The following is a 15,967-nucleotide window of genomic DNA, read 5'->3' as shown; positions in this document are numbered from 1 at the left end:
GCGACGGCGGTTTAACAAGCGGGGTGTTTGGCGATGACACAGGACAAGACAAGAGCGGGGGCGACCCCAAATCAGCGCGGCCATGACATTGCGGCTTGGTTGCGGGCGGATGTGACCCTGACCTTACCGCGTTGGGCGCTGGTGGCCATGGGGGTTGCTGCGCTGATCTTGTTGCTTTTGGCCTTGGATTAGTGAGGGTGCCGATGCGGCGTATATTGGCGAAAGCGACCCTTTTTGCCATGGGGCTGGCGGCGCTTGCCCCGGCGGCGATGGGCCAAGGCGATATGGCGCTGACCGAGATCGGGGCGCTGCGACCCGGACAAGAGGTCATGTTGCGCGGTGTCGTTCTGCGGATCACGGATGAGGATGAATTCATCTTGTCAGATGCCAGCGGACAGGTGCCGGTCTATGTCGGGCCGAACAGGGTGCCTGCGGCACAGGGCGAGATGATCACAGTGATCGGTCGCGTCGATGATGACGGCCCGCGCGAGGTTTATGCCACACGGATCATCAATTTAGATGGCGCGGAATTCGCCCTGCCCCATCGCTATTGAGCAGATGCAAAAAGAAAGGCGCCCCAAGGGGCGCCTTTCAGCGATAGCCGCGCGCGGTATCAGACCGCGTCGTCGATCCATTTTTGCAGCGCGGCCTTGGGCGCTGCGCCGATCTTGTTGGAGACGACTTCGCCATCCTTGAACATGAACAAGGCGGGGATGCCACGCACGCCCATCTGCATGGGGGCTTGCGGGTTTTCGTCGACATTGACCTTCACGATCTTGACGCGACCGGCATATTCCTCGGACAGCTCTTCGAGGGCTGGGCCGATCTGTTTGCAGGGGCCGCACCATTCGGCCCAGAAATCCACCACGACGGGGATATCGGACTGGCGCACTTCGGCGTCGAATGTAGCATCGGAAACGGCGTGTGTGGCCATGGCATATGCCCTCCTGGCGAATGGGATCGAGGTGGGAAGGTAAGGATGGCGCGCCGCAGGGTCAAGGACCGCCCGCGCGCGTCAGTGCCGCAGCGACCAGCGGGCCGGGCAAGGGCATGAGCGTTGCGGTGCGGGTCCACAAGATCGCGGTGTCGATCCGTCGGTCGGGATAGATTGCGCCAAGCATCGCGGCATAGGCCCCCATTTGGCGCAAAAGCCCCTCTGGCACCATGGCGGGGCCGGGGGGGATGGCGGCGTTGGTCTTGAAATCAACTGCCAGCACGCGGGTATCTGAGACCACAAGCCGGTCGATGACACCAAGCATCTGCCCGCCCAGCGCCGGGGTGTCGGCGGTCAGCGTCACCTCGGCCAGCGTATCAGCGGCGAAAAGATGGGCCAATGCCGGATCGGTCAGATTTGCCACGGCTTCTGCCAGCAATTCCGTCACCTCATCGGGCGGCACCCCGCCCGGTTCGCGGGCAAGGATCGCGGGGGCGGCGGCGGCCCAGCCCGCAGGCGGGATCAGGGGGAGATGCTCAAAGAGCAAATGGATCAACCGCCCCCGGCGCAGCGCCGCAGCCTCGGCCAGCCCCTCATCGGCACCGGCCATGATCTTGGCGCCGCCAAGGTCCGAGGGGCTGCGCCCCTGCTCGGCCCGGCGCGCGGCTGGGGCGGGGGTGATGGCCCAATCGGGCAAGATGATCTTGGGCGGCGACGGGTCGGCGGGGGTGGTGATGGGCGACCAATCGCCCGATTGCAGGCGCAAGCCACCATCGCCCGGAATTTCAGGCGGCGCATAGGGTGTGGCGGCGCTGGCCTGCAAGGCATCGGCGACAGCGGCATACCAGCTTTGGGTGGGATCGGGATCTTTGTTGGTCACCTTGCCCGCAGCGGCCACGATCAGCCAGCTTTCGGCGCGTGTCATGGCCACATAGAGCAGGCGATTGCGCTCTTCTTCTTGCGCTTGTGCGCGGGCGGCAAGTGCGGCGCGCACGGCGGCCGTGGCGCTATCGGCGCGCGGCCAAAGGCAGGGGCCATCATCGGCTGTGATCAGATCGATCCGGTTGCCGCCGCCATGATGCGGGATCGCGGTATCGGGCAAAAAGACCACCGGTGCCTCGAGCCCCTTGGCGCCATGCACGGTCATCACGCGGATTTGGCCATTGGGTTTGGCCAGATCGCGTTTCACCGTCACCTCGCCCGCCTCAAGCCAGCCGACGAACCCCGTCAGGCTTGGCACCTCCATCGCCTCGTAGGCCAGCGCTTGGTCGAGCATGGCGGCGATGGCATCCTCAGCCTCGGGGCCAAGGCGCGCGATCAAGGCCAAGCGCGCGCCATGATCGATGAGCGCGCGCTCAAGCAGGTCATAGGGGCGCAGGAAATCGGCCCGATCGCGCAGATCGCGCAGCATGGCGACGGTTTCCGGCCAGCGCTGTTCGGATTTGCGCAGCACCTCCCAGAGAAAGGCACCTTGCGCACGCGGCTGGGCCAGATCGTAAAGCGCGGCTTCATCCCAGCCGCAGATGGGTGAGCGCAGCAAGGTGGCCAGCGACAGATCATCCTCGGGCAGGGCCAGAAAGCGCATGAGCGCGATCAGATCCTTGACGGCCAAAGGCTCGGCGATGGCGGCGCGGTCCACCCCCGCCACGGGCAATTCGGCGGTTTTGAGCGCGGCGATGATCTTGTGAAACAGGCCAGAGCGGCGCTGGACCAAGATCAAGATATCGCCCGCCGTGACCGCGCGGCGTTCGTCTTTGACCATGATCGGCTCACCCGCGGCGAGCATCGCGGCGATGCGCGCGGCGATGGCATTGGCCAAAAGGCTGGTATGGTGATCGGCGGTCACAAGGTCTTGGGGGTCTTCCCACGCCACTTTCTCGCGCTTGGGCGTCTCGGGGATGGCGGGCCAAAGATCGACGCGGCCGGGGCGGGTGCCGTGATAGGCTTTGTGCAGCACATCGGGGCCGACACCGGGCGCGCCCGCGCCATTGGCCACCCGGTCGACCAGCGACAAGATCACCGGGGCCGAGCGGAAGGAATAGAGCAATTCGCCGGGGTGAAAGGGCATATCCACCTGCGACAGACGCGCGGCGAAATGGTCGCGCATCAGGTCGAACCCCTTGGGATCGGCCCCTTGGAAGGAATAGATCGACTGTTTCTTGTCACCCACGACAAAGATGGTGCGGGCAATCTCGGGGCGGGCACCCTCGCCTGCGGCAAACTCGGCGGCGAGTGTCTTGACGATCTCCCACTGGGCGGGGCTGGTATCTTGCGCCTCATCGACAAGGATATGGTCGATCCCGCCGTCGAGGCGAAAGAGCACCCATTGGGCCATCTTTTCGGTGGTCAAAAGCCGCCGTGTGGCGCGGATCAGATCGTCGAAATCAAGCCAGCCGCGCAGCGCCTTGGCCTGTGCGTAGCGGGGTAGAAAAGCGGCCGCGAAACGGTGCAGCGCATGGGTTCGGCGCGCGGTCATCAGCCCAAGGCGCAGGGGGCGGGCATCGGCCACACGTTCGGCCAAGGCGTCATAGGCCGCGACAAGATCGGGGCCCATCGCGGCGCGCACCTTGGCGCTGGCAAAGGATTTGGGCGTGCCTTCCTTTTCGCCCGACATGGTCAGGCAGGCAGCCTCGAGCGTGGCCAGATCGGACAGCCGCATCGCCGCCCATGGCATGGTGCCAAGCCGCGCGGCCAGCTTGGCCTGTGTGGTGACTGCGTGGTCGAGATGGGCGACCAACGCCGTGGCAAGATCGCCCTCGCCGCCATCCAATGCCGTGGCGATCACCTGATCCTCGGTCAGATCGGGGGCGATCCCCGCCCAATCGCAGATCGCCGCCCAATCCCAAGGATCGGCCAGCGCATCTTGCGCGCCTGCCACGGCGCGGGCCAGTTTGCGCAACCCATCATCATCGGAGAGCAGATCGGCGATGGTGTCGATGGCATCCGCCGCCGTGCTGTCGGCCATATCATCGAGCAGATCGGCGATCAGCCGGGCCTGCACGCGCTCATCAATCTCGGTGAAACCGGGGCTGACGCCCGCCTCGAGCGGGAAGCGGCGCAGAACCGTGGCACAGAAGGAATGGATGGTCTGGATTTTGAGGCCGCCCGGTGCCTCGATCGCGCGGGCAAAAAGCGTGCGCGCGCGCCCCAGCCGGTCGGGGTCAATCGCATCCTCGCCGATCTCTTGCAGCGCCGCGCGCAGCTTGGCGTCAGGCATCATCGCCCATTCGCCCAAGCGCTTGAACAGGCGGTTCTGCATCTCCATCGCGGCGGCCTTGGTATAGGTCAGGCACAAGATGCGTTCGGGGCCGACGCCTTGCAGCAAGAGCCGCGCGACGCGGTCGGTCAGCACGCGGGTCTTGCCCGACCCGGCATTGGCCGAAAGCCAGACCGAGGTGGCGGGGGCTGCGGCGTTGATCTGGGCGCGGCTTGCCTCGTTCATGCGTCACCGCCTTGGCCCAAGCGGATGATCAGGGGCGCATCGGTTTCATCCCATTCGCCATAGCGGGCAAGCTGGTCGAAATCGCCCTTGAAACGCGTGTCGGGCACGGCGCGGCGGGCCGAAAAACCCCAATCGGGATCATGCATATGCAAAAGCCGCTTGCTAAGCCGCGCGGCCATTTCGGCCAGTTCACCGGCACTGGGATCATGGGCAACGATGTCGGGATTTGCGCCAAGGCCGATATAGGCGATATGGCCCGCGACACTGCCCTTGGGCAGGCCAAAACAGCCGGCGGCCACCATCAGCGCCTCGATCCAGAGTTGCTTGTTGAAAAACTCTTGCTGCTCGGCCGTAGGCGGCGCGCCGGTTTTGTAGTCATAGATGGCAAAACGGCCATCTTGCATCTGGTCGATGCGGTCAGCCTTGCCCACCAGCGTGACGCCGGTGCCGGGAACCAGCCATTCCGATTTCGCCTCGGGGGCCAAGGGCGCGCCGCGCTGGCGGCGGGTAATCTCGGTCTCGAGGAAGTAGCCCGCCGCGCGTGCCATACGGGCGCGCCACATGCGGCGGACGGCAGGGAACGGCGCCTCATCATCCAGCACGCGGTCGGTGAGCGACATCAAAAGCGCCAAGGCCGCATCCGGGGGCGGCAGGGCGTCGCGCGTTTCCTTCACAAACAGCTCAAGCACCTTGTGCAAGATCGTGCCGCGCAGCCGCGCGTCGGGATCGCTGCGCAAGGGATCAAGCGCGCGCAGGCCAAGCACATGGGTGGCATAGATCGCGTAAGGGTCGCGGATCAGCTTTTCGACCTCGGTCAAGGCAAGGCGCTTGGGCCTTGCGGCAGGCGGCGGGGCGGGCGATGGACGCGGCGCAAAGGGGATCGTGGCGGTTGGGGTTAGCAACACCTCGGCCATGGCAAGGCTTGCGGTGCCGCGGTCGCGCATGGCTTGGAGGGTGGCGCGTGTCTCGTCGCTGGCCCCTTCCATCAGGTTGATCAAGCGGTTGAGCCAGCGCGAGGGGATGGTATCGGTCTCGGCATTGCGGGCGGCGCGGGTCAGCCACACCTCCGGCGCACAGATCGCCTGTTGGAAATCATGCGCCGAAAGCCCGATCACCCGGTCGGGCAGACGCAGGCCGACCTTTGCGCGCAAGCTGCGGTTCAGCCATGGATCGGCACCGGGCGCGGGTGGCCAGATGCCATCGTTCAGCCCGGCGCAGATCAACAGGTCGGCCCCTTGGACGCGGGCCTCTTGCGTGCCCCAGATCAGCACATCGGCATGGGGGAAAAGCGGTTGACGCACCTCGCGGTCGCGGGTCAGCGCATCGAACAGATCGCGGTAATCCATGGCCGAGATCGGGCCGCCATGCGCGCCTTCGGCCACCAATTCGGCCATCAGGGCGGCGGCGGCCTCGCCTGCCATTTCCTTGTAGAGGTCGCCGCTGCCGTCTTGGCCGGGACCGGCGGCAAGGGCGTTGGCCCGCGCGATATGGCGCGCGACACGGTCGGCCAAGGGGATCGGCGCGGGATCGGCGGGGGCCAAGATGTGATCGGCAAGCCAGGTGACCCAATCCATCGCGCCTGTGTCCTTGTCGCGCTTGGCCGCCCAATCGACCAGCCGCGCGCGCGAAGGCACACCGGGCATGCGGCGCAATAGCTGCAACTCCAGATCGCGGGTGCGGTTGAGGTGATCGCCGCGATCCAGACCCGTGTGACACAGCGGATGCTTGAGGATCACCGCGAGGCTTTCCGGGTCGGCGGGGCGCGCGGCAAGCGCTGCGATATGGCGCAAGAAGCGGCCGGGCGGGGCCAGCGACAGGGGTTGGCCCGCGCTGTCATCGGGGCGGATACCCCAACGCGCCAAGGCCGCCGTGATCTGGCGCGTCAGCACCCGGTCGGGCGAGATGATGGCGGCGCGCTGCCCCTCGGCCACGGCTTGGCGCAGGCGCAGCGCGATGGCTGTCGCCTCGGCCTGTGGGTTGGGCGCTTCGAGAAGGGTGACGCCCTTCATGGCGGGGCCAACATCGCGCAAGCCCGGTGCCTCGGCCAGCCATTGATCGGTGACGGGGGCGGGGCGCAGCGCCAGCGACACCAGCGCATCGCGCCCATCCACGGGGCGGGCGGCGGCGGGCCAATCGGGGATGGCATGGGGATCAAGCCCCAGACGGTCGGCGAATTTGGCAAGCCGGTATTGCGGATGATCCTCGCCATCAAGGCCAGCATGGCGGTCTTGCAACAGCCGCGCCCAGACATCGCGCGGCATGGCGCGGTCAAGCCCGGGCAAGATCACCGCCCCTTGCGGCAGGCCCGCCACCGCCGTCATCAGCTGCGCGGTCGCCCCGCGCGAGCCGGTCGAGCCTGCGACGATCACCGGATGGCTGGGGGGGGCGTCGCGCCAGCGGGCAGCAAGGGCGGCCACGATCCGGGTTTGGCGCGCGGCTTGGGTCAGCGCCGCCTCGTCGGCCATGAAATGGGTCACGATCTTAAGGAAACTTTGCGCGCGCTGCCAATGCTCGGCATGTTCGGCCATGTCGAGGGCGGCGATATCTGATGGGCTGACGCCCTCTTCGAACATTTCGCTCATCAAATCGGCAAGGCTATCGGCCAGATCGTAAAGCGCCGCGCGCGGGGCGAGATCGGGATTGTGATCGAGCAGCGCGCCGATCAGGCGGACCAATTCCAGCCGCAGCCGCAGGGGCGGGATGGCCGCCGGAATACCCGCGATATCGGCACCCTCGCCCAGCGCCAAAACCGGGCGGATGCGCGGCAAAAAGCCCGCGCCGCGCTGTGCGTAAAGCGTGCGCAAGCGCCGCTCCATCCGGGCATTGGCAACATAGAGATCGACGCGCGCGATGGCCTCGGGCGGTTGACCTGTCAAAAGCCGGTCGAGCCCGTCGATCAGCGCAGCGCAGAAATCGACACCCAAGGGGGTGGCGAACAGGCGGGGGCCGGGGGTGGGCGGAAAGAGCTTATGCATGGGCCAGCATCGCCTCGGCCTGTGCGATGCCCTCGGGGTGGCCGACATCGGCCCAATGGCCGGGATAGGTGACGCCGAACAAGCGCCCCGCATCCATCAGCGCTTGCCAAATGTCGAGAAGCGAGAAAACCTCTTCCGGGTGATCGGCCAAAAGGGCGGGCGCGATGAGTTGCGCGCCGGTATGCACAAGGCCCGTATCGGCGCGGTCCCACGCCAGCCGCCCCTGCGGATCGGGGGTGAAATCGCCGCCGCCCTGCCGCCCTGTGGCGCGCGCGCGCGGCACGAGCAGGACAAGCGCGCCCATCCGCGCGCCATCCCATGCCTGCGTCAGAACAGACAACGGCGGCGGTCCGGCCCAGACGGCATCGGCATTGAGCGTGGCGATGGGATCGCTGCGCAAATGCGGCAGCGCGCGCTTGATGCCGCCGCCGGAATCAAGGATCGCGGGCATCTCGACCGAGAGCGCGATATCGGGGTGATGCGTGGCCAGATGTGCCGCGATCTGGTCGGCGCGGTAATGGGCGTTGACCGCGATCTGGCCGCCCCCTGCGCGCGCGGCGGCAATCGCGTGATCGAGAAGCGCACGGCCCGCGACCGGGATCAGCGGTTTGGGTCGGTCAGCGGTCAGCGCGCCCATGCGGGTGCCAAAACCGGCAGCCAAGATCATCACATCGGGCGTCATGCGGCGGCCCCTTCGGCCCAAGGGGCGGTCAGCGCGCGCAACGCGGCCACGGCGGGGCGCAACGCGGCCAAGGCCGGGTCGGACACGGCGCGGTCGATCAACGCCCCCGTGCGCGGCAGATAGGCGCGATAGTGCGGCTTGCCCCCCTGCCCTGCCAAGCGGTGGAAAATGCCAAGGATGCGCAGGTTGCGCAAAAGCGAAAGTGTCGCGATGCGCGCGCTTGCCTGATCTTGCGGCAAGCCGTGGTTGGCGGCAAAGCGCGCGATCAGCGCGCCGCGCCAATCGGCGGGGATGTCGCGGCGCGGATCGTCGATGAGCGAGGCCAGATCATAGCCCAAGGGCAGTGCCACCGCGTCTTGGAAATCGAGAAGCCCGATCCGGCGCGTGTCTTGGCGGTCGGGCAGCCAGATCAGGTTGTCGGCGTGATAATCGCGCAAAGCCAAGACCGGGGGGCCATCGGCATGGGCGGCAAGCGCCGTGGCAAGCATGGGTTCAAGCGCGGCCAGACCATGCCCCTTTGGCAGAAAATCAAGCGTCAGCGCGATCATGCTTGCCTGTGCCTTTGGATCGGGGCGGGAGATCCAATCGGGAAGGGCCGCTTGCGCCAGCGCCTCGGTCACATCTTGCGCGCAAAGATAGGCAGCATGGGCGCGGGCCGGGTCGGTTTGTAACAGGCGCGCAAGCGTGGCATCGCCGAAATCTTCGAGCAAGATAAGGCCCAAGGCGGAATCAGCGGCGATGATCCGGGGCGCGGAAAGGCCCAGTGCTGCCAGATGCGCGCCGATGCGCAGAAAGGCGGCAAGGCTGTCACGCTCGGGCGTGCTGGCAACCGGGGCTTGCATCAAAATGGCACGATCATCGCCGCGCGCAAGGCGCAGGTAGCGCCGGGCCGAGGCATCGCCCGCCAATGGCCGTTGCACGGCATCGTGCCAGCCCGCATCACGCAAAAACGGCGCAAGGGTTGCGGTCATGGGCGCACCATCGCAGGCGCAAGGCGCGCGGCCAGATCGCAACCGGGTGGCGCGATCAGCGTGGCGATGCGCATCTCGGGGGAAGGGGGCGGTGTTTCAAGCCGCAAGCAGACGGCGGTGGCGGGCCAATCAGGGGCGATCCGGTCGGGCCATTCGATCAGGCAGATCGCCTGTTCCATCGCCAGATCAAGGCCAAGCTCGATCACCTCATAAGGGTCGGAAAGGCGGTAAAGATCGGCATGCCAAACCTCGGCCAAGGGGGTGTCGTAGCTTTGCACAAGGGTGAAGCTGGGCGAAGGAATATCGGTATTTTGCCCCGCGGGGCCAAGCAGCGCGCGGATCAAGGCGCGGGCGAAATGGCTTTTGCCCGCGCCAAGCTGGCCTTGCAAAAGCACGCTATCGCCGGGGCGCAATAGCGGCGCGATGGACTGGGCCAGCGCGGCTGTTGCCTCGGGTCCGGGGAGCGCACAGCTTTCATGTGCGATCCATCCCGTTGGAGGGGCGGAAAGCTCGGGGTCGCTGGCTGGGAGATATGGGGTGCTCATCACGGGCCAAGTTTAGCCATCCCACCCAAAGCTGCAACGCGCGATCGTGGCACGCGGCGCTATTCCTTGCGATCCGTGGCGGGGCGATAGGGGCGCGCGGCTTCGGCAAGGTAGCGATGCGCTGGCTGGGCAGACGGGGCAAAACCCGACGGGATCAAAGGCGCATCAGGGATCGGCCGTGCCAAATCGGCACAGCGGCGGTGAAAGCTGACCGCCGTCGCCCCACCCGTCAGCGGGGTCACATCAACCCGGTATGCGCAGCCGCCGCGCAAGACCATCTCATCACTCCATCCGACGCGGTCGGGTTGGGGAAGTGCGAACTGGCGCAACTCGCCCCAGATGCCGCTTGGTTCTGCGCGGGATTGCCAAATGCGCGTTGCCGCCTTGACCGACAAGACACCGATGACGGCGGCGGGCGTGACCTCCCACATGGCGGCATAGGCGGCATTGACCAAGGTCAGCCGCCCCTCGGCTGAAAAGACGGCCATCGCGGTTGGCATATCGTCGATCAACGCCTGATACATATCGAGTTCAGAGCGGAATTTCCGGGTCAGCGAAACCTCGGCGGTGATATCTTCGAACATGAAGGCCAGCGCCCCATCGGGATGGGGGCGACCGATGACGCGGAAGCTTTGGCCGCCGGGCAGGGTCCAAAGCTCTTGAAAGGTGCCATCCTCGGCGCCGCGTTCCAGCCGCGCAATCTCGTCACGCCACGAGCGGTAATTCTTGGGCTCGGGCATGCGTTGATGGTCGCGCAGCGCGTCGAGAAAGGCGAAAAGGCCGGGCCGCGCCGACAAGAATTGCGGCGTCAGCGTCGAGAGGTTGACCAAGGCGGGATTGAACAGCACCAATTCGCGCCGCTTGTCAAAGATCGCCAAGCCGATGGGCAGTTGGGCGAATGTCTTGGACAGGGTTTGCACGAAATTGCGCAAGGAAATCTCGGCCCCGACCAGCCGGTCGCTTGGCAGAGCGGTACACCAAAAGCTGTTGTCGGCTTGGCGCATCATGGCAATTTCGAACCACAGCGCGCCCTCGGGTGATGTGGCGATGGCCACATCATGGGGCGGCAGCGCCAGATGACAGCGGCGTAGGCTGCCCGGTTCGGGCGGAGGCTCGAGGTGATCGGCAAAGAGGCTTGGCAGGGGCCAAGGCACCTGTGGATGAGGCTGGGCGGCCATACGCTCGACCAGCGCGATATAGGGGGCGTTGGCCCAGAGCACCCGGCCATCGGGGGCCATCCGCCAGATCGGGCAGCGCGCCGCATCAAGGGCATCGCGCAGATCAGAAATCTCGACATCGAGCGCCATGAGATTTGCACTCTCGACAAGCTGTCGGCCTGCGCCCACCTCGCTTGGGCCGATGGTGATGACCAGCCGATCTTGTTCCACCCGTCCGGCGATGGACAAGAGATCTTGGCCAAAGGTGGCGGGTAGCAAGAATGCCTCACCCCGGCGGGCAAGGCCCGCGAAACGCGCGGGCAGATCGGGGTTCAGCGGCCTAAGCGCGCGGCCCAAAAGATCAAAGGCCGTGCTGCGGTCGGTATCGACGCGCAAGAATGCATCATTGGGGTCGATGGGCGAGAGCAGATACCCCTCGCGGAATTCGTAGCGGCGCGGCGCATCGGCAAACACGATGCCCTTTGCCGTTTGCGCGCTGCGCGCCCCCATCAGGGCGCTGGCCGCCAAAAGCCCGACCGCCGCGCTGAACAAGCTGACGCCAGCGAAAAGGATCACGCTGTAGAGTTCAGGCATTGTCATCACGCCCCTCATCTGTGCCCCGGACACAGACTGGCAGGGAACGGTTAACAGGGTGTTAAGTCAGCCTGAGGACAGAAAGATTTTCTTGCCCAACAATGCCCAGAGCCGGGGCCGCGCCTAGATCGCGATAGGCCGATTTTCACCCAACGGGCCGCTTGCGGCCTCGGGTGGGAGGGCGATGGCGGCAGCGGCCCAGATCACCTCGACCACGGCGCCGGATTTCTCGGCCTTATCCTCGACCGACAGGAATGGGTCGGTGGCATTGTCAAAGCTGACGCGCGCGCCGGCACGTTCCAGCAGCGTTTTGGCGATGAACAGGCCAAGCCCCATCCCCTCGTATCCGGGGCGGGCGGGGCTTTGGGCGCGGGCGCGGCGGCTGAGAAACGGGTCGCCCAAGCGGCCAAGCAAATCTTGCGGATAGCCCGGCCCGTCATCGGTGATGCGCAGGCGGATATAGCCCGCATCCCAACGCGCCTCGATCCAGATTTGGGTGGCGGCGAAATCGACGGCGTTTTGCACCAGATTGCGCAGGCCGTGGATCACCTCGGGTTTGCGCCAGATCACGGGTTGGGGGATGGCCGCATCGCCTTCGGCCACGAAATCGTAATTGATCGCCACACCGCGCGCGGCATGCGGTTCGGCGGCCTCGCGCACCACGGCGGCCAAGGGGGCCGAGCGCATATGCAGATCATCCTTGCCCGCCCGCCCCATGGAGCGAAGGATATCGCGGCAGCGGTCGGCCTGATCGCGGATCAGCTTTGCATCCTCGGCCAGTTGCGGATGATCGGCCAATTCATCGACAAGCTCGGTCGAGACAAGCTTGATCGTGGCCAAGGGCGTGCCAAGCTCATGGGCGGCGGCGGCGACAACGCCCCCCAGATCAGTCAGCTTTTGCTCGCGCGCCAAGGCCATCTGGGTGGCCAAAAGCGCTTGGCTCATCGAATGGGTTTCCGATGTGATCCGCCGCGCATAGGCCGACAAAAAGAGGATGCCGATGGTGATCGCCATCCAAAACCCTGCAACGAACATCGGCGGGAGTTGCAAAATCTCGCCCGATTGCAGGGTTAGTGGCACATGATACCGCCCCAAAAGCGTGATCATCGCCACCGCCAACACGCCCAAGATGATCGTCGAGCGCACGGTCAGTGCGGTGGCCGAGATGGTCACAGGCGCAAGGATCAACAGCGCGAAGGGGTTGTTCAACCCGCCTGTGAGGAACAACAGAAAGCTCAACTGCGACAGGTCGAATAACAATGTCAGCATCGCGTCGCGATCCGACAGGCGCTGGTTCTCGGGAAAGATCGTCATCGCGACAAGGTTCGACACGACCGATGCGCCAATGGCGAGAAAGCAAAGCCCCAATTCAACCCTGAGCCCAAGCTGCAAGGCGGCAAAGACAACCGTCACGGTCTGGCCCAAGATCGCAAGCCAGCGCAGCACCAATAGCGTGCGCAGCCGCACCCAATCGCTGCGCGCATCTTGGCGGACCAAGTCGAGGGCTGGATCGGGCAGTGCTGTGGCCATCGGGGGGGCTTTCTGTCACATGCAGCGGGTCGTGAATTGATAGAGCCAAGGGGCTAAGTAATCAACTTAGCCCGCCAAAGGCGCGTTGCGATATATCGGAGAGACTGACCATGACCCGCATTTATGCCCTTGCTTCGGCCGTGTTGATCGGTGCGCTTATGCTTGGCGCGGCGGTCGCCGTTTATTTGGGGCAGATGCGTGGCGCATCGGATGATCAGTTCGCCCAGTGCCGCGCCAGTGTCGTGGCGGGTGGTGCTGGTGCGATTGGTGGCCCCTTCACGCTGGTGGATGAAACCGGCACAACGGTCAGCGATGCCGATGTGATCACAAAGCCCACGCTGCTTTATTTCGGCTACACCTTCTGCCCCGATGTCTGCCCCTTGGATACGGTGCGCAATGCCGAGGCGGTCGATATCCTTGCGGCGGGTGGGCATGATGTGCTGCCGGTGATGATTTCGGTCGACCCGCTTCGTGACACGCCCGAGGTGATGGCGGCCTTTACCGCCAATATCCATGAACGCATGCTCGGGCTGACCGGCACGCCTGAGCAAACCGACGCTGCCGCGCGCGCTTACCGGGTTTATTACCGCTCGAACCGCGAAGGTGATGACCCTTATTACTTGGTCGATCACACGGCCTTTACCTATCTGGTGCTGCCCGAGCATGGTTTCGTGGAGTTCTTTAGCCGCGAGACGCCGCCGCAAGAGATGGCCGAACGCACGGAATGTTTTGTCGAAGCAGGCAGTTGATTGGTTTTTCCTAAGCACAACGCTAAATTGACCGCTAAGACCGATTACCTGTAAGAGGGTTCAACCAGCAAACGCCCGGAAGGAGACGCCGCATGTCACAAGAGCGCAGCCTCAGAGACATCGGACCCGATAAGACCTTGCTTCTCGTCGATGATGACGAGCCGTTTCTGCGTCGTCTCGAACGGGCAATGGAAAAGCGGGGCTTCACGGTGGAGGCTGCTGAAAGCGTGGCTGCGGGTAAGGCGATCGCCAATGCCCGCCCCCCCGCCTATGCGGTCGTCGATCTGCGGCTTGAGGATGGCAACGGGCTGGATGTGGTCGAGGCGCTGCGCGCCAAGCGGCCCGATTGCCGGATTGTCGTGCTGACGGGTTATGGCGCGATTGCAACGGCAGTGGCCGCCGTCAAGATCGGGGCGACCGACTATTTGTCGAAACCTGCCGACGCCAATGACATCACCGCCGCCCTTTTGGCCGATGAAGAAGAATTGCCGCCGCCGCCCGAGAACCCGATGTCGGCCGACCGGGTGCGCTGGGAGCATATCCAGCGCGTCTATGAGCTGTGTGATCGCAATGTCAGCGAAACCGCGCGGCGGCTGAATATGCATCGCCGCACGCTACAGCGTATTCTCGCCAAGCGCTCGCCGCGATAAGATCACCCCAAACGCCCCTTCCTGCTCGGAGATGCCGATGTCCCTGCGTGCAACGATCGCTGTGTTTGCGATGGTCATTTTGTCGGGTTGCATGATGACCCAGCGTGAACCGGCACCGCCGCCAATCGCGCTGGATGCGCAAGGGATTCAGCCCACGGTCAGCGGATTGCGCATTGATTTCGGGCGCGCACAGGTGGGCGTAATCGACACCGTGTCGCGGCTTTTGGGTGAAGGCCCGGATGCGGTCACGACCACCGCCGAATGCGGGCCGGGGCCGATCACGGCAGCGAGTTGGGAGGACGGCTTGACGCTGAACTTTCAAGATGGCGCTTTCGTGGGCTGGGTGAATACCGACCCCACGCTGGCCGTGGCCGGCGGGTTCCGCGCAGGCCAGCCGCGCCTTGAGATGCCGCCGGTCAGTTTCCAGATCACCTCACGCGGGACGGAATTTGCACGCTCCGACATCGCGGGGCTTTTGACCGAGGGGGACGCGGCGATCCGGCTGCTTTGGGCCGGGCGCACCTGTTTCGCGCGGTAGGCGCGACTTAATCGAGATCGTAGCGTTTGCAGATCTTGTCGACACGCATTCCATTGGCGAGGCGCTGATCGGTCAAGTGACGCCAATCGCGAAAGCCGCGCGATTGGTAATAGATCAGCCCGCCGGTGTTATCGGCGCGGATGGTGGCATTGATCCAATGATAGCCGAGATCGCGCGCGGCCTGCGCCGTGGCTGTAAACAAGGCCGAGCCGATGCCAAGCCCGGTCTTGCCGCGCTGCACGAAGGTCGAGATATCGGCCACCTCGGGCGGTAGGGCGGCATGGGGTTCAATATATTGAAAGCCCATGATCTGGCCCGCGCTTTCGGCGACATGGCAGGCCGCGCCGGGGGCGCTGAGAAGCGGGATGAAATCGGTGGCCGTGACCGTTTCGGTGCGCGCGGTGGTGCCACCTGCGGCGATGATTTCGTTGAGCAGTGTGGCCATCTCGCGCGTGTCGAGCGGGGCCGCGCGGCGGATCAAGGGAAGCGCGCCCATCACAACCCCGCCATCAAGGCCGCGTGGCGCGCGGCAAAGGCGTCGCGCACCGCAACAGGTGGGCGCAATACCAGCGCCAGCCCTTGGGTCAGCGCCGGATCGGGTGCACCGAAGAAACGGTCAGCCTCGGGCGCGGCGAAACCGGCAAGCTGGGTCGCCTCTAGCCATGCAGAGAGTTTGTCGGCGCGTTTGATCAGCGCCTTGACGGGTGCGGGCAGCACGGCGGGCAGCCCAAAGCGCAGATGGATCGCGGCTGTCAGCCGCTCATCCAGCGCGCCATAGCCGGGGCCGACCGCCGCCTTGACCGGCGAGATCATGTCGCCAATCACATATTCGGGCGCGTCGTGCAAAAGGGCCGCAAGCCGCCATTTGGCGGGCCAATCGGGTTTGAGCCGGCCGCAGATCTCTTCGACCAGCAGCGAATGTTCGGCCACGGAATAGGCGTAATCGCCGCGCGTCTGCCCGTTCCAGCGCGCGACAAAGGCCAGACCATGGGCGATATCGACAATCTCGATATCCACCGGGGTGGGATCGAGCAAATCGAGCCTGCGGCCCGAGAGCATGCGTTGCCAAGCGCGGGGCGGGGTCTTGGGCATAGGCGACCTTTCGGCTTTTTGCGGCTTGATAGCATCTGTGCAGGTTTGGGCCAGCCCCCAAAGGCCGCTTGGCATTGCCCGAGGGGTGTTCGAGTGCTAAGTGGCCCA

At 65.2% G+C, this 15,967-nt stretch carries 15 protein-coding genes; 5 read left to right on the top strand and 10 right to left on the bottom strand.

The window, feature by feature from the left end; genetic code table 11:
- Positions 1 to 33: 33 nt before the first annotated feature.
- Both KG698_RS10760 and KG698_RS10755 read left to right on the top strand, forming a co-directional pair.
- A complete protein-coding gene (locus KG698_RS10760) occupies positions 34 to 192 on the top strand; it encodes a hypothetical protein (RefSeq protein ID WP_213685749.1) in 159 nt (52 codons plus the stop codon).
- A 23-nt stretch (positions 193 to 215) separates the two neighbouring features.
- On the top strand, positions 216 to 554 hold the full coding sequence (locus KG698_RS10755) for a hypothetical protein (protein WP_300983614.1): 339 nt from the start codon (positions 216 to 218) through the stop codon (positions 552 to 554).
- A gap of 59 nt (positions 555 to 613) precedes the next feature.
- Here the strand turns inward: KG698_RS10755 and trxA are convergent, their stop codons facing one another.
- The 8 genes from trxA to regB form a co-directional block, all read right to left on the bottom strand.
- The gene (gene trxA, locus KG698_RS10750) at positions 614 to 934 is read right to left on the bottom strand and encodes a thioredoxin (protein ID WP_213685582.1); all 321 of its coding nucleotides are present in this window, start codon (positions 932 to 934) and stop codon (positions 614 to 616) included.
- Between the two features lie 61 nt (positions 935 to 995).
- Positions 996 to 4,376, bottom strand: coding sequence for a double-strand break repair helicase AddA (gene addA, locus KG698_RS10745; protein ID WP_213685581.1), 3,381 nt, complete (start codon positions 4,374 to 4,376; stop codon positions 996 to 998).
- The gene (gene addB, locus KG698_RS10740; RefSeq protein WP_213685580.1) at positions 4,373 to 7,351 is read right to left on the bottom strand and encodes a double-strand break repair protein AddB; all 2,979 of its coding nucleotides are present in this window, start codon (positions 7,349 to 7,351) and stop codon (positions 4,373 to 4,375) included. Before addB ends, addA begins: the two co-directional genes overlap by 4 nt.
- Complete coding sequence (locus tag KG698_RS10735) at positions 7,344 to 8,033, bottom strand: nucleotidyltransferase family protein (RefSeq protein ID WP_213685579.1); 690 nt, start codon at positions 8,031 to 8,033, stop codon at positions 7,344 to 7,346. The genes addB and KG698_RS10735 overlap by 8 nt, the downstream gene beginning before the upstream one ends.
- A complete protein-coding gene (locus KG698_RS10730; protein ID WP_213685578.1) occupies positions 8,030 to 9,004 on the bottom strand; it encodes a phosphotransferase in 975 nt (324 codons plus the stop codon). Before KG698_RS10730 ends, KG698_RS10735 begins: the two co-directional genes overlap by 4 nt.
- Positions 9,001 to 9,549 carry a tRNA (adenosine(37)-N6)-threonylcarbamoyltransferase complex ATPase subunit type 1 TsaE gene (gene tsaE, locus KG698_RS10725; protein WP_213685577.1) on the bottom strand — a complete coding sequence of 183 codons (549 nt, stop codon included), beginning with the start codon at positions 9,547 to 9,549 and terminating at the stop codon, positions 9,001 to 9,003. Before tsaE ends, KG698_RS10730 begins: the two co-directional genes overlap by 4 nt.
- A gap of 59 nt (positions 9,550 to 9,608) precedes the next feature.
- Positions 9,609 to 11,306, bottom strand: coding sequence for a PAS-domain containing protein (locus KG698_RS10720; RefSeq protein ID WP_213685576.1), 1,698 nt, complete (start codon positions 11,304 to 11,306; stop codon positions 9,609 to 9,611).
- Between the two features lie 117 nt (positions 11,307 to 11,423).
- Positions 11,424 to 12,830 (bottom strand): sensor histidine kinase RegB, encoded by a 1,407-nt coding sequence (gene regB / locus KG698_RS10715; RefSeq protein ID WP_213685575.1) that lies wholly within the window; start codon positions 12,828 to 12,830, stop codon positions 11,424 to 11,426.
- 110 nt (positions 12,831 to 12,940) lie between these two features.
- Between regB and KG698_RS10710 the strand changes: the two genes are divergently transcribed.
- From KG698_RS10710 to KG698_RS10700, 3 genes are all read left to right on the top strand, one after another.
- A complete protein-coding gene (locus KG698_RS10710) occupies positions 12,941 to 13,579 on the top strand; it encodes an SCO family protein (RefSeq protein ID WP_213685574.1) in 639 nt (212 codons plus the stop codon).
- Between the two features lie 92 nt (positions 13,580 to 13,671).
- A complete protein-coding gene (locus tag KG698_RS10705) occupies positions 13,672 to 14,229 on the top strand; it encodes an ActR/PrrA/RegA family redox response regulator transcription factor (RefSeq protein ID WP_213685573.1) in 558 nt (185 codons plus the stop codon).
- Between the two features lie 94 nt (positions 14,230 to 14,323).
- Entirely contained in the window at positions 14,324 to 14,767 is a 444-nt protein-coding gene (locus KG698_RS10700; protein ID WP_213685572.1) for a hypothetical protein, read from the top strand.
- A 7-nt stretch (positions 14,768 to 14,774) separates the two neighbouring features.
- Here the strand turns inward: KG698_RS10700 and KG698_RS10695 are convergent, their stop codons facing one another.
- Positions 14,775 to 15,263: a GNAT family N-acetyltransferase gene (locus tag KG698_RS10695; protein ID WP_213685571.1), complete on the bottom strand. Its 489-nt coding sequence runs from the start codon at positions 15,261 to 15,263 to the stop codon at positions 14,775 to 14,777.
- On the bottom strand, positions 15,263 to 15,859 hold the full coding sequence (locus tag KG698_RS10690) for an HD domain-containing protein (RefSeq protein ID WP_213685570.1): 597 nt from the start codon (positions 15,857 to 15,859) through the stop codon (positions 15,263 to 15,265). Before KG698_RS10690 ends, KG698_RS10695 begins: the two co-directional genes overlap by 1 nt.
- Positions 15,860 to 15,967: the final 108 nt, after the last annotated feature.

Source organism: Roseicyclus sp., assembly GCF_018402035.1.
GTDB lineage: Bacteria > Pseudomonadota > Alphaproteobacteria > Rhodobacterales > Rhodobacteraceae > Roseicyclus.
Note: the sequence above shows the minus strand (reverse complement) of the source record. Positions and strands in the feature narration are given on the sequence as shown.

Bases quoted from the DNA above. Each gene is read 5' to 3' on its own strand.
- KG698_RS10760 (WP_213685749.1), top strand. From the start codon at position 34: ATGACACAGGACAAGACAAGAGCGGGGGCGACCCCAAATCAGCGCGGC.
- addA (WP_213685581.1), bottom strand. From the start codon at position 4,376: ATGAACGAGGCAAGCCGCGCCCAGATCAACGCCGCAGCCCCCGCCACC.
- tsaE (WP_213685577.1), bottom strand. From the start codon at position 9,549: ATGAGCACCCCATATCTCCCAGCCAGCGACCCCGAGCTTTCCGCCCCT.
- KG698_RS10735 (WP_213685579.1), bottom strand. From the start codon at position 8,033: ATGACGCCCGATGTGATGATCTTGGCTGCCGGTTTTGGCACCCGCATG.
- regB (WP_213685575.1), bottom strand. From the start codon at position 12,830: ATGGCCACAGCACTGCCCGATCCAGCCCTCGACTTGGTCCGCCAAGAT.
- KG698_RS10700 (WP_213685572.1), top strand. From the start codon at position 14,324: ATGACCCAGCGTGAACCGGCACCGCCGCCAATCGCGCTGGATGCGCAA.
- KG698_RS10710 (WP_213685574.1), top strand. From the start codon at position 12,941: ATGACCCGCATTTATGCCCTTGCTTCGGCCGTGTTGATCGGTGCGCTT.
- KG698_RS10690 (WP_213685570.1), bottom strand. From the start codon at position 15,859: ATGCCCAAGACCCCGCCCCGCGCTTGGCAACGCATGCTCTCGGGCCGC.
- KG698_RS10705 (WP_213685573.1), top strand. From the start codon at position 13,672: ATGTCACAAGAGCGCAGCCTCAGAGACATCGGACCCGATAAGACCTTG.
- KG698_RS10695 (WP_213685571.1), bottom strand. From the start codon at position 15,263: ATGGGCGCGCTTCCCTTGATCCGCCGCGCGGCCCCGCTCGACACGCGC.
- KG698_RS10720 (WP_213685576.1), bottom strand. From the start codon at position 11,306: ATGACAATGCCTGAACTCTACAGCGTGATCCTTTTCGCTGGCGTCAGC.
- addB (WP_213685580.1), bottom strand. From the start codon at position 7,351: ATGCATAAGCTCTTTCCGCCCACCCCCGGCCCCCGCCTGTTCGCCACC.
- KG698_RS10730 (WP_213685578.1), bottom strand. From the start codon at position 9,004: ATGACCGCAACCCTTGCGCCGTTTTTGCGTGATGCGGGCTGGCACGAT.
- trxA (WP_213685582.1), bottom strand. From the start codon at position 934: ATGGCCACACACGCCGTTTCCGATGCTACATTCGACGCCGAAGTGCGC.